The 25,484-nt window shown below is 71.0% G+C and carries 24 protein-coding genes; 9 read left to right on the top strand and 15 right to left on the bottom strand.

The annotated features are described in order from the left end of the window. Positions 1–23: 23 nt before the first annotated feature. Complete coding sequence (locus ACQPY0_RS13405; protein WP_432988461.1) at positions 24–1,211, bottom strand: RCC1 domain-containing protein; 1,188 nt, start codon at positions 1,209–1,211, stop codon at positions 24–26. A 279-nt stretch (positions 1,212–1,490) separates the two neighbouring features. Here ACQPY0_RS13405 and ACQPY0_RS13400 point away from each other — a divergent pair, with 279 nt between their 5' ends. From ACQPY0_RS13400 to ACQPY0_RS13385, 4 genes are read left to right on the top strand one after another with little or no spacing between them, the layout of a single operon-like run. Next, positions 1,491–3,368 (top strand): sensor histidine kinase, encoded by a 1,878-nt coding sequence (locus ACQPY0_RS13400; RefSeq protein ID WP_432988459.1) that lies wholly within the window; start codon positions 1,491–1,493, stop codon positions 3,366–3,368. 44 nt (positions 3,369–3,412) lie between these two features. Beyond that, a complete protein-coding gene (locus ACQPY0_RS13395; protein WP_432988457.1) occupies positions 3,413–3,802 on the top strand; it encodes a hypothetical protein in 390 nt (129 codons plus the stop codon). After that, positions 3,799–4,368 (top strand): hypothetical protein, encoded by a 570-nt coding sequence (locus ACQPY0_RS13390; RefSeq protein WP_432988455.1) that lies wholly within the window; start codon positions 3,799–3,801, stop codon positions 4,366–4,368. The genes ACQPY0_RS13395 and ACQPY0_RS13390 overlap by 4 nt, the downstream gene beginning before the upstream one ends. Then, positions 4,365–4,790, top strand: a complete 426-nt coding sequence (locus ACQPY0_RS13385; RefSeq protein ID WP_432988453.1) for a hypothetical protein — start codon at positions 4,365–4,367, stop codon at positions 4,788–4,790. The genes ACQPY0_RS13390 and ACQPY0_RS13385 overlap by 4 nt, the downstream gene beginning before the upstream one ends. On the opposite strand, the gene ACQPY0_RS13380 is transcribed toward ACQPY0_RS13385, so the two are convergent. From ACQPY0_RS13380 to ACQPY0_RS13345, 8 genes are all read right to left on the bottom strand, one after another. After that, positions 4,742–6,010 (bottom strand): hypothetical protein, encoded by a 1,269-nt coding sequence (locus ACQPY0_RS13380; protein ID WP_432988451.1) that lies wholly within the window; start codon positions 6,008–6,010, stop codon positions 4,742–4,744. The genes ACQPY0_RS13385 and ACQPY0_RS13380 overlap by 49 nt on opposite strands. A gap of 100 nt (positions 6,011–6,110) precedes the next feature. Then, a complete protein-coding gene (locus ACQPY0_RS13375; RefSeq protein WP_432988449.1) occupies positions 6,111–7,598 on the bottom strand; it encodes a nucleoside hydrolase-like domain-containing protein in 1,488 nt (495 codons plus the stop codon). A gap of 225 nt (positions 7,599–7,823) precedes the next feature. After that, positions 7,824–8,468, bottom strand: coding sequence for a DNA alkylation repair protein (locus ACQPY0_RS13370; protein WP_432995217.1), 645 nt, complete (start codon positions 8,466–8,468; stop codon positions 7,824–7,826). A gap of 244 nt (positions 8,469–8,712) precedes the next feature. Beyond that, positions 8,713–12,708 (bottom strand): glycoside hydrolase family 38 C-terminal domain-containing protein, encoded by a 3,996-nt coding sequence (locus tag ACQPY0_RS13365; RefSeq protein ID WP_432988447.1) that lies wholly within the window; start codon positions 12,706–12,708, stop codon positions 8,713–8,715. Beyond that, the gene (locus ACQPY0_RS13360) at positions 12,705–13,568 is read right to left on the bottom strand and encodes a carbohydrate ABC transporter permease (RefSeq protein WP_432995214.1); all 864 of its coding nucleotides are present in this window, start codon (positions 13,566–13,568) and stop codon (positions 12,705–12,707) included. Before ACQPY0_RS13360 ends, ACQPY0_RS13365 begins: the two co-directional genes overlap by 4 nt. 26 nt (positions 13,569–13,594) lie before the next feature. After that, positions 13,595–14,572, bottom strand: coding sequence for a carbohydrate ABC transporter permease (locus ACQPY0_RS13355; RefSeq protein ID WP_432988445.1), 978 nt, complete (start codon positions 14,570–14,572; stop codon positions 13,595–13,597). Positions 14,573–14,590: 18 nt separating this feature from the next. Further along, entirely contained in the window at positions 14,591–15,859 is a 1,269-nt protein-coding gene (locus ACQPY0_RS13350) for an ABC transporter substrate-binding protein (RefSeq protein WP_432988443.1), read from the bottom strand. 434 nt (positions 15,860–16,293) lie between these two features. Next, on the bottom strand, positions 16,294–17,247 hold the full coding sequence (locus tag ACQPY0_RS13345) for a GlxA family transcriptional regulator (protein WP_432988441.1): 954 nt from the start codon (positions 17,245–17,247) through the stop codon (positions 16,294–16,296). A 74-nt stretch (positions 17,248–17,321) separates the two neighbouring features. Between ACQPY0_RS13345 and ACQPY0_RS13340 the strand changes: the two genes are divergently transcribed. Further along, on the top strand, positions 17,322–18,047 hold the full coding sequence (locus tag ACQPY0_RS13340; RefSeq protein WP_432988439.1) for a DJ-1/PfpI family protein: 726 nt from the start codon (positions 17,322–17,324) through the stop codon (positions 18,045–18,047). A gap of 38 nt (positions 18,048–18,085) precedes the next feature. Beyond that, the gene (locus tag ACQPY0_RS13335) at positions 18,086–18,394 is read left to right on the top strand and encodes a hypothetical protein (RefSeq protein WP_432988437.1); all 309 of its coding nucleotides are present in this window, start codon (positions 18,086–18,088) and stop codon (positions 18,392–18,394) included. A 58-nt stretch (positions 18,395–18,452) separates the two neighbouring features. On the opposite strand, the gene ACQPY0_RS13330 is transcribed toward ACQPY0_RS13335, so the two are convergent. From ACQPY0_RS13330 to ACQPY0_RS13305, 6 genes are all read right to left on the bottom strand, one after another. After that, positions 18,453–18,860: an LppU/SCO3897 family protein gene (locus ACQPY0_RS13330; protein ID WP_432988435.1), complete on the bottom strand. Its 408-nt coding sequence runs from the start codon at positions 18,858–18,860 to the stop codon at positions 18,453–18,455. A 460-nt stretch (positions 18,861–19,320) separates the two neighbouring features. Further along, on the bottom strand, positions 19,321–19,917 hold the full coding sequence (locus tag ACQPY0_RS13325; RefSeq protein ID WP_432988433.1) for a hypothetical protein: 597 nt from the start codon (positions 19,915–19,917) through the stop codon (positions 19,321–19,323). A gap of 73 nt (positions 19,918–19,990) precedes the next feature. Continuing rightward, positions 19,991–21,211 carry a hypothetical protein gene (locus ACQPY0_RS13320; protein WP_432988431.1) on the bottom strand — a complete coding sequence of 407 codons (1,221 nt, stop codon included), beginning with the start codon at positions 21,209–21,211 and terminating at the stop codon, positions 19,991–19,993. Positions 21,212–21,264: 53 nt separating this feature from the next. Further along, positions 21,265–22,011 carry an ABC transporter ATP-binding protein gene (locus ACQPY0_RS13315; protein WP_432988429.1) on the bottom strand — a complete coding sequence of 249 codons (747 nt, stop codon included), beginning with the start codon at positions 22,009–22,011 and terminating at the stop codon, positions 21,265–21,267. A gap of 86 nt (positions 22,012–22,097) precedes the next feature. After that, the gene (locus ACQPY0_RS13310; protein WP_432988427.1) at positions 22,098–22,394 is read right to left on the bottom strand and encodes a hypothetical protein; all 297 of its coding nucleotides are present in this window, start codon (positions 22,392–22,394) and stop codon (positions 22,098–22,100) included. A 127-nt stretch (positions 22,395–22,521) separates the two neighbouring features. Beyond that, positions 22,522–22,881 carry a hypothetical protein gene (locus ACQPY0_RS13305; RefSeq protein ID WP_432988425.1) on the bottom strand — a complete coding sequence of 120 codons (360 nt, stop codon included), beginning with the start codon at positions 22,879–22,881 and terminating at the stop codon, positions 22,522–22,524. A gap of 456 nt (positions 22,882–23,337) precedes the next feature. Between ACQPY0_RS13305 and ACQPY0_RS13300 the strand changes: the two genes are divergently transcribed. From ACQPY0_RS13300 to ACQPY0_RS13290, 3 genes are all read left to right on the top strand, one after another. After that, positions 23,338–23,568 carry a hypothetical protein gene (locus tag ACQPY0_RS13300; protein WP_432988423.1) on the top strand — a complete coding sequence of 77 codons (231 nt, stop codon included), beginning with the start codon at positions 23,338–23,340 and terminating at the stop codon, positions 23,566–23,568. A 141-nt stretch (positions 23,569–23,709) separates the two neighbouring features. Continuing rightward, positions 23,710–23,928, top strand: coding sequence for a hypothetical protein (locus ACQPY0_RS13295; protein ID WP_432988421.1), 219 nt, complete (start codon positions 23,710–23,712; stop codon positions 23,926–23,928). Positions 23,929–24,210: 282 nt separating this feature from the next. Beyond that, a complete protein-coding gene (locus tag ACQPY0_RS13290) occupies positions 24,211–25,476 on the top strand; it encodes a hypothetical protein (protein WP_432988419.1) in 1,266 nt (421 codons plus the stop codon). Positions 25,477–25,484: the final 8 nt, after the last annotated feature.

The raw sequence follows: 25,484 nt of genomic DNA, 5'->3' as shown, positions 1-25,484 counted from the left end.
GCCCGGGCCGCGACAGGGTTCGGCTACGGCAGGGTCACCTGCGCCGGGGCCGACCGCTGGGTGGTGGTGCCGTCGCCCAGCTGCGCGTTGGCGTTGTTGCCCCAGCACCACAGGCCGGCGTCGGTGCGGATCACGCAGGTGTGGTAGTTGACGGCCAGGCCGGTCGTCCAGGTGGTGGCGGTGCCGACGCGGGTCGGGGCGTACCGGTTCGTCGTGGTGCCGTCGCCCAGCTGGCCGGCCATGTTGTTGCCCCAGCACCACAGGCTGCCGTCGGTGCGCGCGGCGCACGCCGTGTCGTCGCCCGCGTTCACCCGGCTCCAGGTGTTGACCGTGCCGACCTGCATTGGCGTGGTCTGGTACGTGACGCCGGCGCCCAGCTGGCCGTAGCCGTTCTCACCCCAGCACCACAGGGTGTGGTCGGTCCGGACCGCGCAGGTGAAGGCGTACCCGGCGGTGGCGCCGCTCCACGTGGTCGCGGTGCCGACCTGCGCCGGGGCGGTCGAGTAGGCCACACTGCCCAGGCCGAGCTGGCCGGACGAGCTGTCGCCCCAGCACCACAGGGTGCCGTCGGCGCGGGTCGCGCAGGTGTGGGCGAAGCCGGCCGTGACGCTCGCCCAGGTGGTCGCCGTGCCGACCTGCTGCGGGGTGCTCACGGTGTAGACGGACGAACCGAGACCCAGCTGCCCCAGACGGTTGAAGCCCCAGCACCACAGCGTGCCGTCGGTACGCACGGCGCAGGTGTGGCTGTCGCCGGCGCTGACGCTCGCCCAGGTGGTCGCCGTGCCGATCTGCACGGGGGCCGTCCGGTTCGTGGTGGTGCCGTCGCCGAGCTGGCCGCGGAAGTTCCGGCCCCAGCACCACAGCGTGTGGTCGGTCCGGACCGCGCACGTGTGACTGGCCCCGGCGTCGATGCCGGACCAGGTGGCGGCGGTGCCGACCCGCACGGGCGTGGTCCGGTCCACGCCGGTGCCGTCACCGAGCTCGCCGCTCCAGTTGCTGCCCCAGCACCACAGCGTCGCGTCGGTACGGATCGCGCAGGTGTGGGCGTAGCCCGCGGCGACGCTGGAAACCCCCGCGGCGGCCAGCGGGGCGTTCAGCGCGCCCCGCTCGGTGGGCCCGGCGGCCGCCGGGCCCACCATGGCGGCGATGACGAACACGGCACCGGCGACGGACGTCAGCGCCGCGGCAATGACCCTTCTCAAGTCGCTCATGCGCGGCGACGCTACGGTCGCCCGGCCGCGGTGGGCAAAACTGCCGGCGGCGCACCGCCACCGTGCTGGAACGGCCCCGGAAAGTTACAGAAGTCAATCAGTTGTGGCCACCGGGGGATGCCCCCGCGACGAGCGTGGAAGGGTGAATCCGGGGGTGGTCCGTGGCGCCCCGGACCACCACGACTCCGGCGTCGGCGAACACCGCCCTAGCATCAACTCGTTGCCTCCGCTCGACCGGCTCTGCCCGCCCCGACACGGCAGAACTCAACAAGAGGAACGATGATGCAGGGACGCCTGGCGACGTGGCTGGTACGGCCGAGTCCGCCGCCAATCGCCGTGGGGATCGCAGTCAGCATCGGGTTCATCGTCGCGGAGACCCTGTTGTTCTTCCCGCTGCGGAACATCGTTGCGACAGAGGCCCTGGCCGTTGTCTACCTGCCCGGTCTGCTCGTCGTCTCCACGGTGTGGGGCTTGTGGCTGGGCGTGGCCACGTCGTTCGTCTGCGCGCTCACCTTCGACTTCTTCTTCACCGCGCCGATCGGGCGCTTCGCGACGGAGGACTGGCGGGACTGGCTGGTGCTCTCGGTGTACCTCATGGTCGCCGGGATCGCCGGTTCGGTGGCCCAGCTGGCCCGTGCGCGGGCGATCGAGACCGTCGAACGGCGCCGGGAGACCGACGCGGTCGCCGAGCTGACCCGGCTCATCCTCGGCGCCGACGATATGCGAGCGGTACTTCCGCAAGCCTCCGCCTGCATCGCCCACGCCATGCGGCTGCCACACGCCGCGATCGAGCTCGACGCGGTCCCGCCGCACGAGGGGTGGGTCCAGCTGCCACTGCAGCCGGGCGCGCTCGTCGTGCCCGCGGATCTGCCGGAGCGGGTCATGGTGCGCCTGCGCGACGGGGTGGTGCCCGGGCTGGCGACCGTGTTGCGGGCCGGCAGGTCGCTGCAGGCGAGCCGGACCGAGCTGCAGGCACTGCTCACGCAACAGGCGGCACTGCGGCGGGTGGCGGAGCTCGTGGCCCACGGCGTCGCTCCCGCCGAGCTCGTCGCCGCGGTCGCCGCCGAGGCGGCCGAGCTGTTCGACCCGGACACCACCCGGGTGTTGCGCCGGGAGGGTGACAGCACGGTGAGCGTCGTCGCCGAGTGCAGCAAGAAGTCAGGAGTCGAGCCGCTGCTGGGCAATCGGCTCGACTCCTCCGGCGGCCTCGCGGAGCTGGTGCTGCGCGACGCCCGTCCGGCCCGCATGGATTCGTACGAGGAGGACGGCGACCGGCTCGTCAACCTCGTCCGCGCCGGGGGCTTCCGCGCCTCCGTCGGCGCGCCGATCATCGTCGACGGCCAGGTCTGGGGCGTCCTCATCGCCCACTGGGGCAGGACCGGCACACCGCCACCCGGCACCGAACACAATCTCGCCCAGTTCACGGAGCTCGTCGCGACCGCGATCGCCAACACCGAGAGCCGCGCGGAGCTCACCGCGTCACGGGCCCGGCTCGTCTTCGCCGCGGACGAGGCCCGCCGCGGCATCGAACGCGAACTCCACGATCGCGTGCAGCAGCGGCTCATCTCGCTCGGAATCGAGTTGCGCGTCGCCGAGGCGCTGGTCCCCGAGGATCTCGGCGAGCTGCGGTCCCGGCTGTCGAACACCTCGGCGGGGCTGTCCGGCGCCTTCGAGGACCTCCAGGGGATCGTCCGCAGCATACATCCGTCGCTGCTCTCTCAGGGCGGGCTCCTCCCCGCGGTCAAGGCGCTCGCCCGTCGCTGCCCGGTCCCGGTGACGGTCCACGGCGGGCCGAACCGTCGCCTGCCCGGCTACGTCGAGGTCGCCGCGTACCACATGATCTCCGAGGCGCTCGCCAGCTCGGCCGAACAGGCCGACACCTCGGCGATCGAGGTGGAGCTCGGCATCATCGCCGACGAATCGGCACTGGGCGAATCCGCGCCGGTCGAGGTCCTCAGCGTGACCGTCCACGACGACGGCGCCGGCAGCGCGGAGCCGTATGAGGGCCTGGCCGGCGTGCGCGACCGCGTCGAGGCGCTCGGCGGCACGCTGTCACTGACCAGCCCGGTCGGCCGCGGCACGTCCGTCAGCGTGAAACTGCCCGTAGGCGGCCAGGAGCAGCGGGGCCCGGAGCCCGGGCCATTCGGCGGAAGGTGACGACGGGACAACGCCGAGCGGTGGCAGGCGCTACAGTCTGCGCCGTGAAAATCCACCCGCTCGGGTGGTCGCTGACCGGCGTCGCGCTGATCGCCGGGTTCGGCGTGGCGACCGGCAGCGGGCCCGCCGATCCCCCCTTCGCCGTCGACGTGGCCCGCCTCGCCGGGTGCACCGGCGGCCAGGCCCGCCTCGGCGAGCGCGGGGTGCGGGAGACCGTCACGTGCACGGAGGACGGCTTCGACGTCACGGCGGTGACGTTCGACGACAACGCCCAGCGCGACGCGTGGGTGGAGGACCTGCGGGTCGTGGTCGTCACGTCCGGCCTGGCCGGCTTCCCGGACGCGCTCGTCGCCGGTGACCGGTGGGCGGTGCGCACCGGCGATGCCGACCGGGCCGATGCGCTGGTGCGGGTCGCGCGGGGGTGGCGGGTATGACGGCCGGCACGCAAGCGGCGCCGCCGTTCCGGCGCGCGGCCGGCGGGGCGGGCGCCCGCATCGAGGCGGTCATGTGGATGCTGCTCGCCGCGATCGGCGTCTTCGCCGTCGTCGCCGCGTTCGACCTCGTGTACCTCGCCCGGGTCCTGGCCACGCTGCCGGGGCCGGACCTCGGCCGGCTCGCCGCCGGGGAGAACCTCGGCGTCACCGAGATGGTGCTGCTCTGGGGCCTGCTGCTCGTCTACGCCGTCTGGTTCGTGATGACCGGCCGGGTGGTGCGCGACCTCGGCGCGGACCCCGCCCCGGTCCTGCGCACCACGCCGATGACGCTGTGGCAGGTCGGCGCCGCGGTCACGCTCGTCACCGCCTTCGTGCTGCCCAAGGCGGACCTGATGGCCACCGGTGCGTTCGGCGAGCGGCTGCGGTGGATGGTGCCGATCGTCGCCGTGCGGCTGGGCCTGGCGGTGGTGCTCGTCGCGGCGGTCTCGGGCTGCGGCGGCGGGTGTACGTCGTCATGCTGGCGACCGGGGTGGCGGCGCTGCCGGGCCGCGACGAGCGGCCGATGACGCTCCTGGACATGGCGAAGCGGGCCGCGACGATCGCGCCGCCGCTGCCCGTCGCCGGCGACGCCTGGTGGTCGGAGGCCGCCGACCGGGCCGCCGCGGCCGGGGCCGCCCTGCCGCTGCTGGAGTCGACGGGCCCGGGCGACGGCCGGTGGCTGCTCGTCGAGCCCGGCGCCGACCTGGCGACGCTGCGCGAGTCACTGCGCCCGGGCGCGACGCTGACCCTGTTCCCGTCTCCACCGGACGGCCGGGCGACCGGCGCGCGGGCCGGCCTGATCGAGGAGCCCGACGGCACGCTGCGCTACGACCGGGTCGAGACCGGGCCGCAGCTGGAGGCGTGGCGGGCGCGGGCCGCGCAGGCCACCCGCGGCGCGCTCTACCCCCTGGACGATCCCGACGCCATTTCCGCGGCCGTACCCGGCTGAGCTACCGGTCCACGCCGCGGACGCACGGACCACACCAGGAGGGGGCCGGTCGCCAGGGCGATCGCGGCGGCCACCAGAGCGGGCCGGGCCGGCCAGGCCGGCGGAGGGCCGACCGGGCGCACGGCTGTGGAGGCCAGCGCCGCGTCCGCGACATCGACCGAGAGGAAGGCGCCCGACAGGGCGACGAGCTCGTCGGCCTGGCCGTCGGGGCCGAGGGCCACGACCGAGACTCCCCGCACGAAGTCGAAGTGGGTGGGAAGACGGTCCACATCGGCCGGATCGAAGCCGGCGGGTGCGTCCGGCTCGGGGTGATACGCGACCACGATCGCGCGGTCGCCGGGCGCCCATCCGAGCAGGAGCAACGTCGTGACGCCGGGGAACCCGCGGACTGCGCCGCCGTCGACCGGCGCGCCGGTCGACGGCGCGACCAGCGAGAGTTCCGAGGCGCGGCCGTGGTCGGTGACCAGCGCGAGGGACCGCCCGTCCGGCGTCCAGGCGCCCTTGCCCGCCAGCCGTGCCCCGGCCGGCGGATGGAAACAGGAGTCGCGGCGCCGGCCGGTGAAGACGCACACCTGGTCGCCGGCCTGAACCGCCACGGTACCGTCCGGACGGAACGCGGCGACCAGCAACTGCGACGCACCGGTGTCCAGCAGCGGGACAAACTCGCCGGTGCCGACGTCCAGAGAGCCCAGCGAGCCGGCGTCCTCGGCCCGGGATCGCTCCACGATCAGGCTGCGCTGGTCCGGTGCCCAGGCGATGGGGCGGGTGGCCTGCTCACCGGTGCCCGGGACGGTGCGCGCGGCGCCGGTCGTGAGGTCCTGCACGACGATCCCGATGCCCTGCAGCACGGTGTACGCGGCCCGGGTGCCGTCCGGGGAGAGCAGCAGGGTCTCCCCCGGGATCGCCGAGCCGATGTACGGCACGTCCAGGGTGCGCTGGCGGCCGGTGGCGTCGGCGAACACGACGACGGACTCGTTGCCCGTGAGCAGGTCTCCAAGCGTGGTCGTCGGCCCGGCCGCCGCGATCGGTACGGGGCCGATCGGGGCCTGCGCCACCGTCGGCGTCCACAGCCATGGCGCGTCGATCCTGGCGGGTACGCCGTCCGGACCGGCCACCGGGGACCGCCCCGGCAATGCCGCCGCCGCGATCCAGTACGCGGCGGCGGTCAGAGCCAGCCATGCGGCGAGGAACCAGGCCGCTCGTCGCAAGGTGTGCCGCATCTCGACGTCCCTCTCGGTGGGCGGGCGCTGCCACCACCCATCATCCGGCGGCGCGCAAGAGCCGGGAGGGGTGGCCCGACGACCCCCCTCCCGGCCCGTCCTACTTCACCGTGACGATGACCCGCTGGTAGTGCTTGAGCGCGGGGGTGCCGTTGTCGGTGACCTCGAGAATGAGGTGGATGGTGTCGCCCGGCTTCGCGTCGGCGGGGACGGTGAACGACGTGGTCGGCGAGGCCGCGCCCGTGAGCGCGACCGTGCCGGCGTAGGTGTCGGCGTCCGTGTACTGCCACCAGCGGTAGGTGAGCGCGTCGCCGTCGGGGTCGCCGCCGCGACCGTGCAGGGTCACCGTCTTGCCGACCTTCGCCTTCAGGTTCAGCCCTTCGCGGACCGAGGCCGTCGGGTTGTGGTTGGCGTCGCGGTACTTCGGGGTGACGCCCCAGTCGGCGCGCGCCGCGAAGTCGTTCTGCAGGTCGACGACCCACCGGGTCTGCGGGTACGCCCGGTCGGCCGCGCCGGTGCTCGGGTTGACGTCGGCCGTGTCGATCCAGCCGCTGGCGTTCGGCGCGAACCGGCCGCCCCAGCCGCCGAACGTCGGGTCCTGCGACGAGCGCAGCCCGTTGAAGTCGAGCAGGTACAGGAACGACGGGGAGTCGCCCTCGGAGATGAAGTCGTGCACGGCGTAGGTGAGGTTCTGCTCCGGCCGCCACCGGTTGTTCTGGTCATCGCCGGGGGTCGGCTTGCCGTCGCGGTAGGTGCGGTACTCCTCCAGCAGCGGGCCGTGCCCGGTCAGGAAGTTCTGCTCCAGGTACGGCGCCTTGAGCGCGTACTGGTTGGCGGCCGGCACCTGCCGCGTCCACTGGTAGGCGAAGCTCCAGAACTGGCTCTGGTTGTCGACGATCTTCAGGTCGGGCCAGTTGGGCTTGATGTAGTCGTTGAGGGTGGCGTCCTGGTTGAGGATGTTGTAGATCACCACCTTCTTGCTGATCTTGCGCTGAATGTCCGGCCACTTGCGGCTGTTCTGGTACTGCTCCTGGATGGACTTCAGCGCCCGGGCCGTGGTGTTCAGGCCGCCCCACGACTGGATGTAGAGCGGGCCGGGCTCGTCGGCGAGGATCACCTTCTTGATCCATTCGGAGCCTTCGGTGACCTTGTCCATCTCGCTGACGTTGTCGATGTTGCCGATCTTGTACAGCGAGCGCAGCTTCGCCGGGCTCGGGTAGCCGTCCGCGTGCTTGCGCAGGTTCGGGTAGATCTTCTCGTACAGGTCGATGTAGTGACTGAGCCACTCGGTGCCGGTCCAGCGGAACGGCTGCACGCCTGCCCCGTCGCCCGCGTAGTGGTACCGCGAGCTCGAGTAGACGATGCCCTCGATGTCGAACTCGTTGGCGTAGTACAGGAAGCGGATGAACGAGTCCATGTCGTCCACCTCGCCGTCCTGCGAGACGATGATGCGCGGCTTGCTCGACGACGAGCCGCCTCGCGAGTTGCCGTCCTCGCCGGCGGCCTGGGCGGCGGTCGCGGCCGTGAATGGCAGGGTCACTGCCAGGGCCGCGGCGACCAGGCACCTTCGGAGCGTTCGGGCTTGCATTGCGCACGTCCTTCCGGAATTGGGCAGCCGCCAGCGGCCCCGTGTCGCTTGGGGAACTGCGAGGAGTTGGGGGTGAATAGATATTCACAATTGCATCAATACCGCAACAGCACCGTAACGGCGCCGTAAGCTGGCCGTCAAGACCCGTGTTCGTCCGGCCGGGTACCGGCGGAGGCCGCTCGCGGGCCGCCACGTCGCGAAGCGCGCGCGTAGGCGGCAACCGTCCTACTTGCCGGGTTGCCGGCGCACCATCTCCGTGATCCAGATGGGCGCGAACGGAGACGTACAGTTCGGCGGCGTCGGGTAGTCCTTGAGCACCTCGAGGCGCTCGCCGATGTCGATCGCGCGGACGCGGTGCCCGGCATGCTCGATCCCGATCCGAGCCAGGCAGCTGTTCATCGCCCACTGCAGACGGTCCGGGGCGTCTCTCATCTCCGCCTCAATGACGTCGAGCAGTCCCGCGAGGTCGAGGCCCTCAGGCTTCTTGGCCACCCGTTCGGCGGTCAGCACCCAACCGGCACTCGCGACCACCGGATCCGGATCGGCGGACCAGGCCACGCGCAGCTGTTCGGCGTGCGGGTGCTTCTTCACCACGTAGTTCACGAGCCAGTCATGCACCTTGGGGGTGCGCGCCTCGCGCAACATGACATCCAATTCGTCACGCTCGAACGCCTTCGGCCGGCAGATCAGCATCGCCAGCAGCCTCGCCGCGCTGTCGTCGGTCTTCCAGAGCCGGCGCGCGAGTTCGTGCTGCGTCTTGAGCCGTTTGGCGAGCGCGCGCAGCATGCCGAGGTTCACACCGTGGTCGTCACCGTGTTTCTCGTTCACCGCACGGGTCTTCGAATCCTCGATCGCCGACAGCTCGGCCATCACCTCGGCCACCGTCGTCTCGGTCACCTCAGCCTCCCGTCTGTCGGGCGGACCATTCGCGCAGCGGGGGTGATCCGGTACCCCGGCAGCGTTTCCACCATTATTCTGGATGCTGCCGCGCGGTCAGTGGCGTTCGCGTCCGCCGCGGGCGAGCTCGCTGACGGCGGCGATCTGCTCCGCGTCGGCGAGCAGCTCGAGTATTCGGCGGCGAACCGGGTCGACGGCCATGACGCGGGCTCGGGGGTCAGGCGCCGGCGGAGCGGACGACGATGCGGACGGGTTCGCAGTAGGCGATCCGGCCGAAGGCGCAGATCTTGGGCTGGGCCCAGAACTCCCCGGGTGGCGTCCCGACCGGGACGGCGATGGGGAACTCGACGCTCTGCGTGGACCCGGGCGCGATGGTGAAGCCCCGGGTCGGCTCGCTCGTCAGCGGCCAGATGTAGTGCGGGGTGATGAGCTGGGCGTGGCCCCGCAGCGGGGTGCGCAGGTCGTGGCTCACTCGCACGCGGACGTGGCCCTGCGCCCCCGGGGACAGCGTGAGCTCCCGGGCCTCGGCGCGCGCGTGCAGCAGCGGCCCGGGCGCGGGCCGGCCCACCGGCACGACGATGGCGTCCTGCAGCTCCTGGCCCCGGTGGGCGATGCTCGCCGCGACCGCGTACCAGCCGGGTTCGGCGTCGCCGGGAGCCGTGACGGTGACGGGCACGCCGAGGTGGCCGCCCGCGGCGACGGTCACGCGCCTCGACCGGGGGGTGGCGGCCCAGCCGTCCGGCGCGCTGACGAGCAGGTCCCCGGTGTAGCCGGCGTCGGTGTCGTCGCAGACGATCTGAGCGCACAGCCGCACGCCGGCCGCGGCGCCGTCGGCCCTCGGCTGGTCGTCCGGCCGGAGGGTGAGCGCGACCGGCAGGTTGCCCATGGGCGCGGGGCCGCAGTTGTGCAGCCAGTAGCGGGTGAACACCGGCTGCACGGGTTCGGTGCTCGCCGCGAGCGCTGCCCCGCCCCGCTCGGCGCGAGCCGGTGACAGGGCCAGCGACGTGATCCGGTACCCCTCGACGTCGAGCCGCACCTCCCGGCCGTCGTACTCGAGGGGCTCGCCGGGGCCGTCGAGCAGGTCGGCGGCCGTGGCCGAGGCGATACCGCCGGCGAGGCGGATCGCGACGCTGCCGGAGCGGCCGTGGGGCTCGTAGCCGCGGACGATCAGGCTGTCGCACGCGTCGGCGGGCACCGCGGAGCCGGTGGCGAGCGGCTCCCCCCGCGGCTTGACCGCGGTGACGACGAAGTTCTCGGCGGGCTCGACGCTCAGCAGGGATCCGGTGGCCGGCAGCGCCCCGTCGCCGGCCGGCGACGCGGTCGCGGCGAGCGGGTGGTTGACCGACTGCCCGGCGGCGACGAACCCGGCGGTGCGCCATCCGCCGGAGCCGCTCACCAGGTAGTACTCGAAACGCCTGCTGGTGTGGTGCTGGAAGCTGCGCCCGCCCGGTGCGTTGCGGTCCGGGAAGTTGATCGCGGTTCCGGTGGGCCAGCCGGTGCACGCGCGGGTCAGCGACATGTTCAGCGTGCCGTCGGGCTCGACCGCGAAGCCGGGGGTGCCGCGGTTGAGCAGCGCGACGGCGTAGTCCTCGACGGTCGCCTCGCCGTGGTGCAGCGCGGAGGGCTGCGTGACGTGCACGTTCGCGTCGCGGGCGTCGTCGAGGAGCTCGGTGAGGGCCCGCCGCTCGGCGTCCGCGTCGTTGCCGGCGATCAGCAGGACGGGCAGGTCCCGGATCGAGCGCACGTCGGCGCCCGGCCGCCAGACCTCGCCGAGCGGCCGCTCGGCCGGGATCCAGAGGCGGGCCGTGCCGGTGGCCGCGAGCCGAGCGGCCAGTTCGGCGGCGAACGGCGCCGGTGCCCGGTCGAGGAGCTCGGCGACGAACGCGTTGCGCTGCGGGGTGCCGACCGCGACGCGGCAGTCGGGGAGGTTGGAGTCGGTGTCCAGCGCGCCGTAGCGGTTTCCCGTCGCGCTCGTCACGGTGGCGGTGACACCCGCCCGGGCCAGCCCGACGGCGAGCCGCCGGGTCGAGGGCAGGCCCTCGTCGCCGTCGGGGACGACGATCTCGGCGATGGACACCGCTCGCGAGCGCTCGGAGCGCTCCTGCGGATCGTGCAGGTGGACGGTCAGTGCCGCGGCGAGGCCGAACCAGCGGTGCGCCGTGTTGTCCAGGGTCCGGGGGTGCTCCGCCGCGTCGGCGTCGAGCAGGGCGTAGCCGCGGCCGATGACGGCGGCCGCGGTCTCGCTGACGGGCATGCCGCCGGGGATGTCGCAGGGTATGCGTACCCGCAGGAGCCGGTCGGTGGCGGCGAACCCGTCGATGCCCGTGGCGAAGTCGATCCGGTCGATGCCGTACCACAGGGTGGTCTGCTGTGTGTAGCGGCATCCGTCGACCTCCGCGGTGGCCGTGATGCGCTCGCCGATCGGGCAGCGTTCGACGGTGACGGCCGCCGCGGTGTCCGCGCTGCGCCAGGCGACGGCGTGGGGCAGCAGGTGCCACGGGCCCTCGCCGAACTCGGGATGCTCGCGGTGCTCGGCGACGCAGACCAGCTCGTTGCCCACCCGGCCCCGCGGGAGGAGATCCCGGCCGGCGGCGAGGTCGGTGATCTCGGTCAGGGCGCCGCCCCGCGCGGGATCCGCGCGAAGCCGGTAGCGGTCGTTGGCGATGCTCGTCGCCTCGACGGGTTGCCACGCGGACGCCGACGGCTCCGCGGTGCCGGGCAGCAGGCGGTAGGTGCGGTAGCCCATCGACGGCACGTCGCGCGCGACCCACCGCAGCAGCGCCCGGCCCGGCCGGCCGTCGGCGGCGTGCGCGAGGGCCTCGGTGAGGTACGGGACCGGGACCCCGCCGTCGTCGATGAGTGTGACACCCACGGCCGGGTCGAGGTCGATCTGCAGGCCGACGATGTCCGTGCGGGGGTGCGCCAGCGGGTTGAACACGACGACCGCGGTGCCCTCCCCGCGGGTGTCGACGTGCCGGGCCAGGTGCCGGCGGGCCGAGCGGTCCACGTCGGCGGCCAGGTCGTGCGCCTCGCGCCAGCCGGCGACCAGGTCGAGATAGACCTGGTCGGACTGGGTGCCGGTGACCGCGTCGTGGTGCGCGCCGAACAGCAGCAGCCGCCACGCCTTGTCGAGCGCCGCGGCGGGGTAGGCCGCGCCGCGCAGCGCGGCGAAGGTGGCCCACTTCTCGGCGTCCAGCAGCAGCGTCTCCACCAGGCGGTGGGCCTGCTTGGTGTCGATCGCGGTGACGTCCTTGCCGGTGTAGATCGGGTTCATGTCGCGGGTCTGCGGCGTGGCGTGCACGCCCCGCGCGGCGAGTTCGTCCCGCACGGCGGCGAAGAAGTCGCGCGGCAGGCCGTACCGCAGCCGCACGTGCGGGTACCGCTCCTCCCAGGCCGCGCGCAGCTCGGTGACCCAGCGCATGGGAGGGCTGAAGTCGCTGCCCATCGGGATCATGACGTTGCGGGTCGCGGCGGCCGGGCGCAGCTGGGTGAACAGCTCGTGCAGCTGCGCCGCCGCGGCCTGCGGGTCCTGGGCGGCGTCGAGGCTGAAGCCGGCCGAGTAGTGGCCGGCCATGTAGTGGGTGAGCAGGCCGTCCCCGCCGGGCGACACCCATTCGAACTCGGTGGGGAACTGGGTCGGCGCGAACGGCTTGCGATGCTCGCGGATGTTCCAGCTGCTCAGCATGGGCCCCCACTGGTGGTACGGGCCGCGGGCGAAGGCGATCGAGGTCAGCCCGGCGCCGGCCATCACCTGCGCGAACTGCGGATCGTGGCCGAACACGTCCAGCTGCCACGCGGTGGACGGGACGCCTCCGACGACGTTGCGCTGAAACCCGGTGCCGTGCACGGCGTTGCGGATCGTCGTCTCGATGCCGGTGAGGTTGGTGTTGGGCTCGTTGTAGGTGCCGCCGACCAGCTCCAGGCGGCCGTCGGCGATCAGCCGCCGGATGAGTTCGCGGTCCTCGGGATACGTGTCCCAGTACGGCTTGAGGTAGTCGACCTCGGCGAGGACCACGCTGTAGTGCGGATCCTCGCGGATCTTCGCCAGGTGCGCCTTGACGAGACTGAACGCGCTGTGCCCGGGCCAGGCGAAGCGCTCCTCCCCCGCGTCGGGGGCCTGCGGTTGATCCCAGGTCTGGGTGTACGCGGACTGGGTGTTCCACCACACCGGGTCGTAGTGGAAGTGCGGGATGACCCAGACGGTCCAGTTCACGCCTTCACCGCCCCCTGCATGATCCCGCCGATGATCTGCTTGCCGAGGAAGAGGAACACCAGCAGCACGGGCGCCGTGCTGATCAGGGTTCCCGCGAGCACGAGCGAGTAGTCCATGTAGTAGCCACCGGCCAGTGTGGACAGTGCGACCTGGGTGGTGGGGTTGCCCTGGCCCAGGGCCAGCAGCGGCCAGAAGAAGTCGTTCCAGGCGTTCATGAAGGTGAACAGCGCGAGCACCGCGGCGACGGGCCGCGCCGCGGGCAGCACGACGTGCCAGTACAGCCGGTGCGTCGAGCATCCGTCCATCCGGCCGGCTTCCAGCAGTGCGTCGGGCAGTGCCTCGGAGAGGTACTGGCGCATCAGGAAGACGCCGAACGCGGAGGTGGCCGCCGGGACGATGACCGCCTGCAGGTGCCCGGTCCAGCCCAGCCACTGCGACATCATGATGTACAGCGGGATGATGCCCAGCTGGGCCGGCACCATCATCGTCACGAGCAGGAACCCGAGCAGGGCGTTGCTACCGCGGAACTTGAGCTTCGCGAAGGCGAAACCGGCCAGCGTGCTGGTGAGCACGACGGAGACCGTGATCACGGTCGCGACGATCATCGAGTTGAGCAGGGCGAGGCCGAAGTTCGCCTGGGTGTACGCCCGCTGCAGGTTCTCCCACAGGTGACTGCCGGGCAGCAGCCGCGGCGGCCAGCTCCCCGCCGCGGAGTTGTCGTTGGACGCGGCGACCAGCGACCAGTACAGCGGGAACGCCGACACTGCGGCGATGAGCCCCAGCAGCACGTAGGTCCTCGCTCCGGCGCGGCGCCGGCCCGGCGCCGCGGACCGCCCGCGGACGCGGCGCTCGCCGGTCATGGCCCGGGAAACCGGTATCAGGGTCGTCATGTGGAGCTCCGAATGCGTCGGGACAGCAGGTAGTTCGCGCCGACCGCCAGGATGATGATCATGAACATGGCCCAGGAGACCGTGGCGGCGTAGGAGTACTTGCCGTGGGTCCAGAACTGCTCGTACACGTACATGGCGAGGGTCTGGAACTGGCGGGAGTCCCCGCCGGTCGGGCTCATACCCGGGTTGAACATCAGCGGTTCGGTGAACAGCTGGATCGTGCCGATGGTCGACATGATCACGCTGAAGATGATGGTCGGGCGCAGCGCCGGGACGGTGATGGTCCGGAACTTCTGGAACTGCCCGGCGCCGTCGAGGTCCGCCGCCTCGTAGAGGTCGTCCGACACGGCCTGCAGCGCCGCGAGGTAGATCAGGGAGTTGTAGCCGGTCCAGCGCCAGGTCAGGATGACGGCCAGCGCCACCCACGACTGCCAGGTGCCCGCCTGCCAGTCGACCTTGCCCAGGCCGACCAGGCTGAGCACCCAGTTGATCAGGCCGAGGTCCCGCCCGAACAGCTGGGCGAAGATCAGCCCGACGGCGGCCACCGAGGTGATGTTGGGCAGCAGGACGCCCATCCGCAGCAGGGTGCGGGCGCGCATCCGGCGATGCAGCAGGTGGGCGATCCACATCGCGAGCAGCAGCTGCGGCACGGTGCCCAGCACACCGATCGCGGCGGTGTTGAGCAGCGCGTTCCAGAAGTAGTCGTCGTGGATGAGCCGCACGAAGTTGCCCAGCCCGACGAAGGTGTGCTCGCTGCCGGGTATGTCACGGTTCCACTGGTTGATGGCCATCCAGCCGGTGTAGAGCAGCGGGAACAGCCCGAACGCCGCGAACACCACGAAGAACGGTGCGATGTAGAGGTACGGCGTGCCACGCACGTCGAACTTGCGGCGCAGGTGGGACCACCGCTCAACCTTTGCCGGTACGGTGTCGCGCCGCTCGGGCAACACCGACGGGGGTGCGATTACCGCCATCAGGCTCGTCGTTCCTTTCTACGGCTCGGTGGCATTCGCGACGTCTTCGAGAACCTGGTGCCACGCCTGGTCAGGTCGCTGCTTGCCCTTGTCGACCCGGGTGATCCCGAGGCCGATGAGCGGTCCGATGTCGCCGTCCTTGGGGCCCTGGTACTGCGGCCGCAGGGTCCTCGCCGCCTCGGTGAAGATCCGGCCGGTGGGCGCGTTGTTGAAGAACGCGTTGGTGTTGCCGAGCACGGCCGGGTCGTCGTAGAGCGCGGCCTGGCTGGGCAGGTGGCCCTGGGTGCGGAAGATCCAGCTCGCCTGCTCGGGTGCGGTCAGGAACCTGGCGAGCTCGGCGGCCTCCTTGCGGTGCTTGCTCTGCTTCGGCACGCTCAGGAACGAGCCACCCCAGTTGCCGCTGCCGCCGGGGATCCTGGCGATGTCCCACTTGCCGCTGGTCTGCGGCGCGTTCTGCTTGATGGTGTCGGTCATCCACGCCGGGCAGGCCACGGTGGCGAACGATCCGCGCTGGAACCCGGCGTTCCACTGCTGGCTGAACGTCGCCAGCTTCGCCGACTCGCCGGCCTGCACGGCCTCGACCGCGAGGTTGAACGCCTGCTTGACGGCCGGATTGTCCGCCACCACCACCCTGTTGCCGGTGGCGGTGTAGCCGACCGGCGCCTGGTTGATGATGGCGTTGAAGACGTTGGAACCGGAGTCGAACCAGGCCACGCCGTCGGGCGCGTTGGCCTTGAACCGCTTGCCGGCCGCGATGTACGACTGCCAGTCCGGCCACAGCGCGGCCACCTGGTCACGGTCGGTCGGCAGGCCGGCCTGTGCGAACAGGTCCCGGCGGTAGCACATCGCCAGGCCGCCGACGTCGGCTCCCAGCCCCATCAGGCTGCCGTCGGGGCCGGTCGCCTGCTGCGACTTCCACGGCAGCCACTGGCCCGGGTCGGCGCCGTACTGCCTGAAGTCGACGAACTTGTCGGACATGACCTTGAACTGCGCGATGTAGCCGCCGTCGATGGCCTCGATGTCGCCGGTTCCCGATCCGCCCAGCAGGTGCGCCTGCAGGTTCTTGTGGTGGTCGTCGTACGAGACGATGTGCTCGACGATCTTGACCCCGGGATGGCTCTGCTCGTACTTGGTGTACAGGTCGTGGTATCCCAGGTCGCCGAAGATCTCGACCACGAGCTGCGTCTGGCCCGGCTTGGCGGAACCGCACGCGCCGACCGCCGTGGCGACGAGCGCCAAGCAGCCCAGCATCAGCGCGGTCAACGCCGCGGGCCTGCGGGTGCGCATCGGATCTCCTTCGGAGTTTCGCGGAGTGCTCGGACTGCTGACGGGATCCGATGCGCAGGAACGAGGGCACGGCATCGCCGCACGGCGAGTGCGTCACCGAATCCGAGGTCGGCCCAGGAGGCCGTCGCCGACCCGGTCGACCGGGAACGGGCGCGAGGCCGCGGCGGAGGCGCTAGCAGGACGACGGCTTCGTGCAATGCGGTCAACAGCGCAGTGCACCCGGCCCCTACGGCGGCGGTCGGGTGCACTGCCCGCCGTGAAACCTCGCGGGAGCGGCCCCAACTGCCGGTGACTCTAGCCCGATCGCTTTGGCCGTGTAAAGTCCGAATTGCGGAGAACCTTCGTATTGTCCGCTCGGCAACTATTGAGCGGTCAGGCGCCGTGGTGCGCTCGCCTGTACGGTCCCAGCGGATTTCAGCTTCCCTGATGCGCTGCTAATGGGTTGACCGTGCTGCACGGAACGTGCTTCGGTACGCCTGGGGCGTGACCCCGCTGATCCGCTTGAACTGGGCCCGGAAGTTGGTCGGCGAGGCGAACCCGGCCTGATGCGCCACCCGGTCGACGGCGAGGTCGGTAGTCTCGAGCAGCTCCTGCGCCCGGCGGATGCGCGCCGAGTTGAGCCACTGCATCGGCGTCGCCCCCGTCTCCTCGTGGAACCGCCGGTTGAGCGTCCTGCGGCTGAGCCCGGCCCGGGCGGCGATGTCGTCGAGGGTGAGGTCGCGGTGGGCGTGCTGCTCGACCCACTCGAGCAGCGGCCCCAGCCCCGGCCCGGCGCCTCGGGCCGGGGGCCTGACGATGTACTGCGCCTGCCCGCCGTCGCGGTGCAGCGGCGCCACCGCCAGCCGCGAGGCGTCGGCGGCCACGGCGGCCCCGTAGTCGAGCCGCACGAGGTGCAGGCACATGTCGACCCCGGCGGTGGCCCCGGCCGACGTCACGAACTGTCCACTGTCGACGTACAGTACGTCGGGGTCGAGCTCGACGCGCGGAAATGCGGCCCGGAAGGCGTCGGCGGCGGCCCAGTGCGTGGTGGCCCGCCGCCCGTCGAGCAGCCCGGCCGCGGCGAGCGTGAACGCCCCGACGCAGATCGAGGCGATGCGCGTGCCCCGGGCGGCCGCGCGCCGCAGCGCTTCGATCGCGGCCGCGGGAACGGCGGCGGTCGGATCGTTGCGCCCGGGGACGATGACGGTTCCGGCCCGCTCGATCGCGTCGAGCCCGTGCTGGGCGACGATCCGCACGGCCCCGGCGGCGACGAGGGGCTCGATGGCGCAGACCTCGACGCCGTACCCGGCCCGCCCGTCCCCAAGCCGCACCCGCCCCAGCACCTCGAGCGGCGTGGCCAGGTCAAACGCGATGGTGTCGGGCAGCGCGAGCACAACTACGGAATGCACGTTGGCAAAATACCGCCATACCTCGGCAGTCTTGCCACTGGAGCCACAGCCGCAGCCGCCCGAGGATCGTGGGCATGCTCGCGCAGATCGTGCTGTTCGACGGATTCGACCCGTTGGACGTCATCGCCCCGTTCGAGGTCCTGGCCGCCGGAGCCGACTTCCTGGCCGCCACCCCCGACTCGCCGGCAGCCACCGGCTCTGCCACCGACGGCGCCCACAGCGACCCGGCCACCCGCACCGGGCTCAGCCCGGCCGGCGGCGCGCTGGAGGTGCGGCTCGTATCCGCCGACGGCCCCGGCCCGGTCGTGAGCGGCACCCTCGGCCTCGCTCTCCACGCGACCGCGCACCTCGACCCGACCCGGCCGGGCTTCGTCATCGTGCCCGGCGCCAGCGGCCCGACCGACGGCGACCCCGACGAGGGCGACGTGACGATCCCGGTCCTGCTCTCCCGCTTCGCGGACTCCCCCGCGATCGAGCGGATCCGCACAGCGTTCGCGGACCCGGACGTCACCGTCGCCACCGTGTGTGGTGGGTCGCTCGCGCTCGCCATGGCCGGGCTCATCGAGGGTCGGCACGCGGTCACCCACACGCTCGGGCTCGACGTGCTCGAGGCGACCGGCGTCCGCGTCGTGCGGGCGCGCGTCGTCGACGATGGCGACTTCGTCAGCGCCGGCGGCGTGACGTCGGGACTCGACCTCGGGCTGTACCTGCTCGAACGCGCCTTCGGGCCGCAGATCGCGCATGCCGTGGAGACGCTCTTCGAGTACGAGCGGCGCGGGGTTGTATGGCGCGCCGCCTGACGAACACGTCTTCACCCAGTCACGCGGAAGGGAACGAGATGCACCCGATCATCGGCACGTGGGATGTCAGCCTCAAGACCCCGATCGGCACCATCACCGCCGTCTACGAGTTCACCGGCGAGCCACGGAACATCGAAGGTTCCGCATCCGCGAAGGCCGAGACGGTACCGCTGACCGACATCGCCTGCGACGGGCCGCGGATCACGTGGCGGCAGTCGGTCACCCGGCCCATGCGCCTGCACCTCGAGTTCGACGTCAACGTCGACGGCGACACCCTGTCCGGCACCTCCCGCGCCGGCCGCCTGCCCCGCACCACCGTCACGGGCACCCGCCGAAGCGCCCGATGACGCACCACCATCGTGCGGTACCGCGGGCCGGCTGCCGGCCCGCGGTACCGCCGGGGTCTTACTGGCCCTTCAGGCCCTTCATGCAGAGGATCGTGCCCTTCTGGCCCGACTTGCCCTCCCAGTAGGCGCTCGTCGTGTCCGCCCACTGGTCGCACACGCCGGTCGTGTCGACCTCGCTCTGGGTCTTGTCCTCGACCCGGCCGAGCACGGTGAAGTCCGCGTCCGCACTGTCACACTTGACGATCGACACGTCGTTCGGGCCCGTCTGGTGCATGCAGTCGCCAATCTTGGCGTTCAGCGCGTCGTCGCGGCTGAGGTACCAGCCGATGCCGCCCAGCACGACCAGGACGACGAGCGAGATCACCAGCCGCGGGACCTTGATGCCCTTCTTGGCCGGCTGCGGCGCCGCGGGCTGCTGCAGGGGTGACTGCTCCTGCGGCGATTGCTGCTGCTGGGGTGTGGTCATGATATTGGTGCCTCCCGTTGAATGTGTACCGGGTAGGACTACCGGGCCGGAACCGGTTCGTCGAGAGGTTGTCCACTTCCGGACTTGTGATCTTGATCGCTTACACGGACCGCCACGGCACGGGTACCTTCGGCAGCCCCGATCTCGGTTGCGTGGTGTGACCCCGCAGGCAGCGGTGCGTGATGCCGGTGTGGGCGACGCGGCCGTCGGTCACCGTGCGCACGGACAAGGCCCACGGAAACTTCGCGAGGACGCGACGATCGACGCATGGACACCCGATCCGACAGGGCCAGCGGCGCGGTCGGCAACCCGAGCTCCGCCGACCGGGCAGCGGCCGGGTTACGCGGACAGGTCGCGCAGGCGCTTCTCCCAGCGTTCGCGGCGCTCTGGCAGCGTCTGCTCCCACCACGGGTGCCGCGCCATCGGCGGCCGCCGATGGTGACGAAGTGCCCGTCGTCGCTCAGCGGTCCACGCCGCTTCCCGTGCGGCGACGCAGCGCCCAGAAACGGGCCAGGCGATAAACCCGCCACGGCGAGCTCGTGAACATCGCCAGACCGACGACCAGCAGGACGATCGCGAGGATTCCGCTGGCGGGGTGACCAGCAGGCTGAGCGGTGAACTCCCACCACCGGTATTGCCCGGCGTCACTGTCGAAACCCCAGTAGAGCATCGCGCAAAGCGTCGCGAACGGAAGCAGCCAGGCGTACGTGAATCCCAGCACCCGTCCCGACACCAGCGCGATGCCGAACCAAGCGATCAGAGCCCGAGCGGTCTGCCACATCGCGGAGGTGCCGACGCCGGCCGCGACCGCCGCCAGAAAACACGCGCTCGAACCGACGAAGGCCACACCGAGTACCAGGGCCCGTAGCCGATGGTACGACCGGCCCCCGATCGCTTCGAGATCCGTCATCGAGCCGGCCAGCGTCAGCACCGGCAGCACACCGGATCCGACCGCCAGCAGGCGCCAGAACTGGACGGTGGTGCTTCCGGTGTCGGTGGCCGCGGGGGTGACGGCCTCGTACGAACCGAAGCCGTAGACCGTGAGTCCGACGGCCACCGTGACGCAGACCAGCCACCGCCAGTTGCGAGCGCTGAGGTACCACCTGAGCATTTGCATCAACACCCGTTGGTCATGCGGCCAAGCAATAGTTCGCCTTCGCGTCGGCGACGAGAGCTGTGACCCAGGCACTCTGGTCTGCATCGGAGAGTTCGGCCGCCCTTCGTCGTCCGTTGCTCCACGCCGCTTGAAGGTCGCCCGGCGCGTTCGTTCGATAGTCGGGCGTGCCCCCGCCGGCGAGTCGCCATTCCAGCCAGGCCAGCAACTGTTCGGACTGCAGCTGAGGATCCGCCTTGGCGCTCGGACTGCAGTCCTTGAAGACCTCCCCGACGATGGCGGAGGCCACGCCGCGGGCAAGTGCCCATTCGCTGCCTTCCGAGATGTCGAACTCGGGCGGGAACTGACCGGACCGCTCCACCGCGGTGTCCAAATCCAGCCACTGGGTCGACCCCGACAGCGAGTAGTCGACGATTCGGCTCGGGAGAGCCAGCTTGACCGGGAGCGCCGACACCCGGCGGTCCACCGCCTGCACCATGGGAATGTACTTGGCGTGCTCGGGCCAGAGGCAGTACTCGATCGCACCCTGGACGCAGCGGGGATGGGCGACTGGGTCCCGATATCGGACCATGTCGGTGGCGGTGAACGCACCGATGACCAGGGCGAGCGCCACGATGGACGCCACGACGCCCCGGGCGAAGGAACGCCGGGACACCTTCCATGGAATCAGGATGACCGAAACAGCGAAGACGACGAGCGCAGCCGCGCGGATGACGAATGCGTCCGCCTGCAGAGCGAACCACGGCGGGCCGGAGACGCGCAGCGCCGAGGTGCTGTCGCCGAGCAGCGATCCCACGATGAACCAGCTCAGCGCGGCGGACAGCGCTCCGACGATCGGTGCGAGCAACCGGCCCACGAGCCAGCCCCAGGCGCTACCGAAGACGATCATCAGCGCGCCCAGGCCGACGTACTCGAAGAACATCCCCACGCCAGGCGCGAAGACAGTGAAGGCCGTCGCGACGAACGCGACCAGCGAGACCAGCAGGTACGGGCCGATCATCCAGGCGAGCACGATGCCGAAACGCACGCCCTCCACGGTCGCGGGACGGATCGCGCCAGACGCGGCCTGCTCTTGCATGCCCCGGACCTCGAACGTCGCCGCCACCCAGGCGGCCAGGCCCGCGGCCAGCACGCTCAGGAAGTAACCGCTGAGCTGAGCCGCTGCACCGGTCTCCGGCCAGATCCCGAGCCAGAACCGGCTGCGCCCGAAAAGAATGGCGACGCCCAGGACCGACAACGGAAGAAAGCCGTACCGCCCGACGCTGGACCTGAGGTGGAGCCACAGTCCGGTCATCGCGTCTTTTCCTCGTCCGGCAGCAGGCTCATGTAGGCCCGCTCCAGGGCAGTGTGGCCCGGCATCGCCGCGTCGTCCCTGGCCTTGAGCTCATCGGTGGAGCCGGCGAAGCGGATGCGTCCCGCGTGCATGACCACGACACGGGAACAGATCGCGTCGACGTCATCGATCAAGTGCGTGCTCAGCAAGACGGTCGTCTCGCGCAGTGCGGAGATGATGTCGCGGAACCGCAGGCGCTGCTGCGGATCGAGGCCCACCGTCGGTTCGTCGAGCAGCACGATGCCCGGCCGGCCGACGATCGCCCAGGCGATGCCGGCTCGTTGCCGCATCCCGCCGGACAGGCGCCCCATCCGCGTCTTCTCCTGCTCCTGCAGCGACACCCGCTCCAGCGCCTCCCCGGCCGCGTCGTGCCATTCCCGCGAAGGGATGCCGCGCAGCCAGGCACCGTACCGGACGAAGTCGCCGACGCGCATGCCCGGCTCGAACCCGAAGCGCTGCGGAAGGTAACCGATCTGACGCCTGACCGACCGCGCGGCCTTTTCGGAATCCACGCGCTGATCCGCAATCGTGAGTTCACCTCCGCGAGGCGGCTGAATCGTGGCCAACGTCCGCAGGAGGGTCGTCTTTCCAGCACCATTTGGCCCGAGCAGGGCGGCGACACCCGGGCCGAGATCGAGGTTCAGACCACGAATGACGAGATGCCGTCCGTAGCCCTGATCCAACTGCCTTACCGAGAGCAACACTTGGCCTTTCCTGTCGCGGCTCCGGGATGCGCCGGCCAAGGTGCGGGCACCCTGGCCGGCGCACCGGTGATCAGTTTACGGCGAGATCACTGCCAGAAGCTGGTGCCGACCGAGTGAATCCCGTACTTGCAGTCGGGCCCATCGTAACTGGTTGTACTGCCGGCCGTGCGATAGGCGTTGACGTACTTGTCCGGAATCTGCGGCGCGGTGCAGTCCGCCGTCGAGTCGTAATGACCGGTCGACTCGGCGCCACCGCCCTGGCATTCCTGATTCCAGTCCGTGTTCCACCAGATGCCGTAGCACCGGTGGACAGTGTTGCCGTAATTGGCGGCCGCGGCCGGGTTCACCACAATGCCGCCGGCCACCGCGGCCAGCACGAACACCAGGGCCACCTGCCAGGTAACCCGAAGCGCTTTGCTACTCCTCGACAATTTTCCTCCCCGTGGATGCGTCATCGAGGCAGCCGACGGCTGCATCGTCTTGGAGCACCGGAACTCGCTGCGTCGCGAATCAGCGGAACCTGATGTAGGCGGTGTTGATGCCGAAGACACAGTCCTCGCCGTCATAGCTTTCACGACTGCCCACGATCCGGTACCAGGTCGTGTTTCGATCATTTACCTGTGGCGATGAGCAATCCACGGTCGAGGTGTACGAGCCGGCATATTCGGCGCCAGGGCTGTTGCATTCCTGGTTCCAGTCGCGGCTCCACCAGATGGTGTAGCAGTTGTGAGTCGGAGACGTCTGTCCCGAGCTCCAGGCGGGACCGCCGACGGTCAAACCCGCCATGCCCGCCAAACCGACTACGAGGCTCACTTTCGCGATCCGCTTTGCGGTTTTCCTGGTGATAGACAATCGCTCCCCCATGGTCACGAGCCATCAATGGATTGGACGAACCCAGACGGATTCGCCCGGCATTCGGCTGCCGGCGGCCGAATGAACAGAGGATATCGCGTGCGTCAATGCGCAGTGAACTCTGGTGGACAAATCATGTCGATCACCGCCAACACGGCAGGTACTGACAAAATCGGCAATTGCGATATCGGAGCGCCAGACCGGTCAGCACCGGGCGGGTGGTGCAGCGGTGGAGGCGATCCTCCACTGTGGACGGCAGCCGGTCGAGCCGGGCAGGGCCCGCGTCGCCTTCGCGGACCGCGATCGTCCGGGTGAACCCCGAGGGGTGTCGCGACGACGAGGGCGAGCGCACGACCCCACCCTCGTCCCGGCTGACGCGGTGGGTCACCCCGTCGACCTCGACGAGGTGTGGACGGCGAGGTTCGGCAGCCGCTGTTGAGGGCGGCCGGGACGGCGTTTGAGGGTGTGGCGCCGGTGCGTGAGTTCTCGTCGTATCGGGGGCAGCGGCATTTTCCGGATTCGTATTGGTCAGCTTCGATGAACAGCCATGTGGGCTTCGGGTCGTGGCTGGAGTGTGATCACGCGATCCTGCCGGACTTCGATCCGCAGGTGGTGGCGTTCGCGTCGCAGCCGTCTGGCTGCACTGGCGGGATGCTGCGACTGGTCAGGCACGTGCGCATGCACCGGATTCCTTCGCCACGCTGAGCGACGGGGTTGGGCTGGTGGTGGACTGCTGGCCGGTCGACCGGGTCGAGGGGCGGTCTGCAGCGGTGTTCGCCGCGATGGGACGGGCATGCGAGGCGGTCAGTTGGGGTTCCCGGCTGTCGGATCGCGACACCGGCACGGGTGGTGGCGTTCTGCGCCGGGCAGGTCGTGGCCGAGCACGACCAGTCCTGGACGGCCGGGGCCATGATCACCGACCCGCAGCATCGGGCCACCGCGAAGCTGCTGCGCGCCGAGCTGGCCGAACGCCGCGCCGACACTCCAGCCGCGGCTACCAAAGCCCCGGCACCTATGGGAACCCCACCAACATACCGGCAGCTATCCGCGCTCAAGGTAGCTTGAAACCCAATACATCGACCCTGTCCGTCAAACCGGGTCAAGCCCAAAGCACGTCAGGACGCCGCAAACGCCTCACAGGCTGTAGCGATGACGTATAGGCGCAGCACATCGTTCAAGATCAACGGTGTGGGCATTTCGTGCGTGTCACCCCCTTGACACCGTCCGTGCGGGTTGCTGGCCCCTGGGCGGGCTGCCGCATCCGGCCCTGTCGGCCGCTCGGCGCGGCCCGTCCGGTCTGCAGTCCTGCTGCTGCTTGTAGCGGCGGCAGCGGGTAGAACGGACGCTGTGGATGCCAAGCGTGCGCAGGGGATCGGGTTCGCCGCCGTCATGGGAGCCGCCGCGGGGGCGGCCCTCGCCGCGCACCGCGGGCCCCGGCGCGCCGTCACCGCGGCGCTGCTCGGCGCCGGCGCGATGACGGCCGTCGACGCCGCCGCCCGGGCCATGCAGCGGCCCAACGAGATCCCCGCCGTCTGGTCCCGCATCGCCGCCAGCGGAGCGCTCGCCGCGCCCGCCGGCTGGGTGGCCGGCAAGGCCGGCGCATCGCCGCTCGCGGTCGGGATCGCGAGCGGGGCCGTCGCGGGAGCGATGGGCGTGCGACCGCAGAAGGTCGCGCTCGGGCCCGCCATCGGGCTCGCCGTCGGCGCCGCGATGCGCCACCGGCCGCCCGCGCAGGTCGCTGCGGCGAGCGTCGTCGCCTTCCGGATCGTGTCACAGCTGCTGTTCCGCGACCCGCAGGTAGCACTGCTCGCGGAACGCGCGCCCGCCGAGGCACTGCCGTTCGTGGTCCCGCTCGAGGCCCGCACCCGCTACGTCGGCACCGGCTACGTGCGCGACCTCGCCGCGGCCACCGCCGGCACCTACCAGGAGGCGGCGCCCGACATGGGCATCGTCGCCGACCTCGATGCCCTCGCCGGACCCCGGTTCGACCCCGCCACCGTCGATCCGCCGGTCCGCGAGTTCTACGAGCACACGACCCGCTTCACGCTCGACATCGTGCCGCACTGGCGCCCCTGGGTGCGGCCAGGTTACCTGCTGTACCGCACCCTGGTCGCCCGCCCGCTGGGCCAGGCCAACGTGCCCATGAACCTTCGCGAGGCGCAGCGCGGAGTGCACAGCCGCATCGACACCATCACCGGCGCCGACGGCGTGGTGTCGACGAGGGGCTGGATACGGACCTTCGCCGGCACTGGAGAACCGATTTACGTCGGCATCTACACGACCTACCGGCACGAGGACACCGGCTACGTCAGCGTCGGCTTCCCCTTGCCCCAGGCCAACTTCACCGCAACGCTCGCACCGCGCTCACGCGACGACGGCGGGCTGCGGCTGACCAGCCGCGGCGGGGACGGACAGACCGGGCACTACCTCAGCTACATCGATGCGCAAAGCCGCGCACTGACCACGCTCGCGGTGCACGGCTTCGCCGAGGAGCTGGACGTCCACGTCGACGAGGCCGGCGAACTGCGCGCCGACCACGCGTTCTCGATGTTCGGGCTGCCGTTTCTGACCCTGGAGTACCGCATCAGCCGAAAACCGGCGGTCACCGGATGACGGTGACC

Source organism: Dactylosporangium sp. CA-233914 (assembly GCF_050942935.1).
Taxonomy (GTDB): Bacteria; Actinomycetota; Actinomycetes; order Mycobacteriales; family Micromonosporaceae; genus Dactylosporangium.
The sequence above is the reverse complement of the archived record's forward strand: the minus strand, read 5'-3'. Positions and strand labels throughout refer to the sequence as shown.

What these genes read in the sequence shown, in the direction of transcription:
- ACQPY0_RS13335 (WP_432988437.1), top strand. Translation starts at nt 18,086, where the DNA reads ATGCACCCGATCATCGGCACGTGGGATGTCAGCCTCAAGACCCCGATC.
- ACQPY0_RS13405 (WP_432988461.1), bottom strand. Translation starts at nt 1,211, where the DNA reads ATGAGCGACTTGAGAAGGGTCATTGCCGCGGCGCTGACGTCCGTCGCC.
- ACQPY0_RS13355 (WP_432988445.1), bottom strand. Translation starts at nt 14,572, where the DNA reads ATGGCGGTAATCGCACCCCCGTCGGTGTTGCCCGAGCGGCGCGACACC.
- ACQPY0_RS13375 (WP_432988449.1), bottom strand. Translation starts at nt 7,598, where the DNA reads ATGCAAGCCCGAACGCTCCGAAGGTGCCTGGTCGCCGCGGCCCTGGCA.
- ACQPY0_RS13350 (WP_432988443.1), bottom strand. Translation starts at nt 15,859, where the DNA reads ATGCGCACCCGCAGGCCCGCGGCGTTGACCGCGCTGATGCTGGGCTGC.
- ACQPY0_RS13390 (WP_432988455.1), top strand. Translation starts at nt 3,799, where the DNA reads ATGACGGCCGGCACGCAAGCGGCGCCGCCGTTCCGGCGCGCGGCCGGC.
- ACQPY0_RS13385 (WP_432988453.1), top strand. Translation starts at nt 4,365, where the DNA reads ATGACGCTCCTGGACATGGCGAAGCGGGCCGCGACGATCGCGCCGCCG.
- ACQPY0_RS13380 (WP_432988451.1), bottom strand. Translation starts at nt 6,010, where the DNA reads ATGCGGCACACCTTGCGACGAGCGGCCTGGTTCCTCGCCGCATGGCTG.
- ACQPY0_RS13360 (WP_432995214.1), bottom strand. Translation starts at nt 13,568, where the DNA reads ATGACCGGCGAGCGCCGCGTCCGCGGGCGGTCCGCGGCGCCGGGCCGG.
- ACQPY0_RS13400 (WP_432988459.1), top strand. Translation starts at nt 1,491, where the DNA reads ATGATGCAGGGACGCCTGGCGACGTGGCTGGTACGGCCGAGTCCGCCG.
- ACQPY0_RS13340 (WP_432988439.1), top strand. Translation starts at nt 17,322, where the DNA reads ATGCTCGCGCAGATCGTGCTGTTCGACGGATTCGACCCGTTGGACGTC.
- ACQPY0_RS13330 (WP_432988435.1), bottom strand. Translation starts at nt 18,860, where the DNA reads ATGACCACACCCCAGCAGCAGCAATCGCCGCAGGAGCAGTCACCCCTG.
- ACQPY0_RS13370 (WP_432995217.1), bottom strand. Translation starts at nt 8,468, where the DNA reads ATGGCCGAGCTGTCGGCGATCGAGGATTCGAAGACCCGTGCGGTGAAC.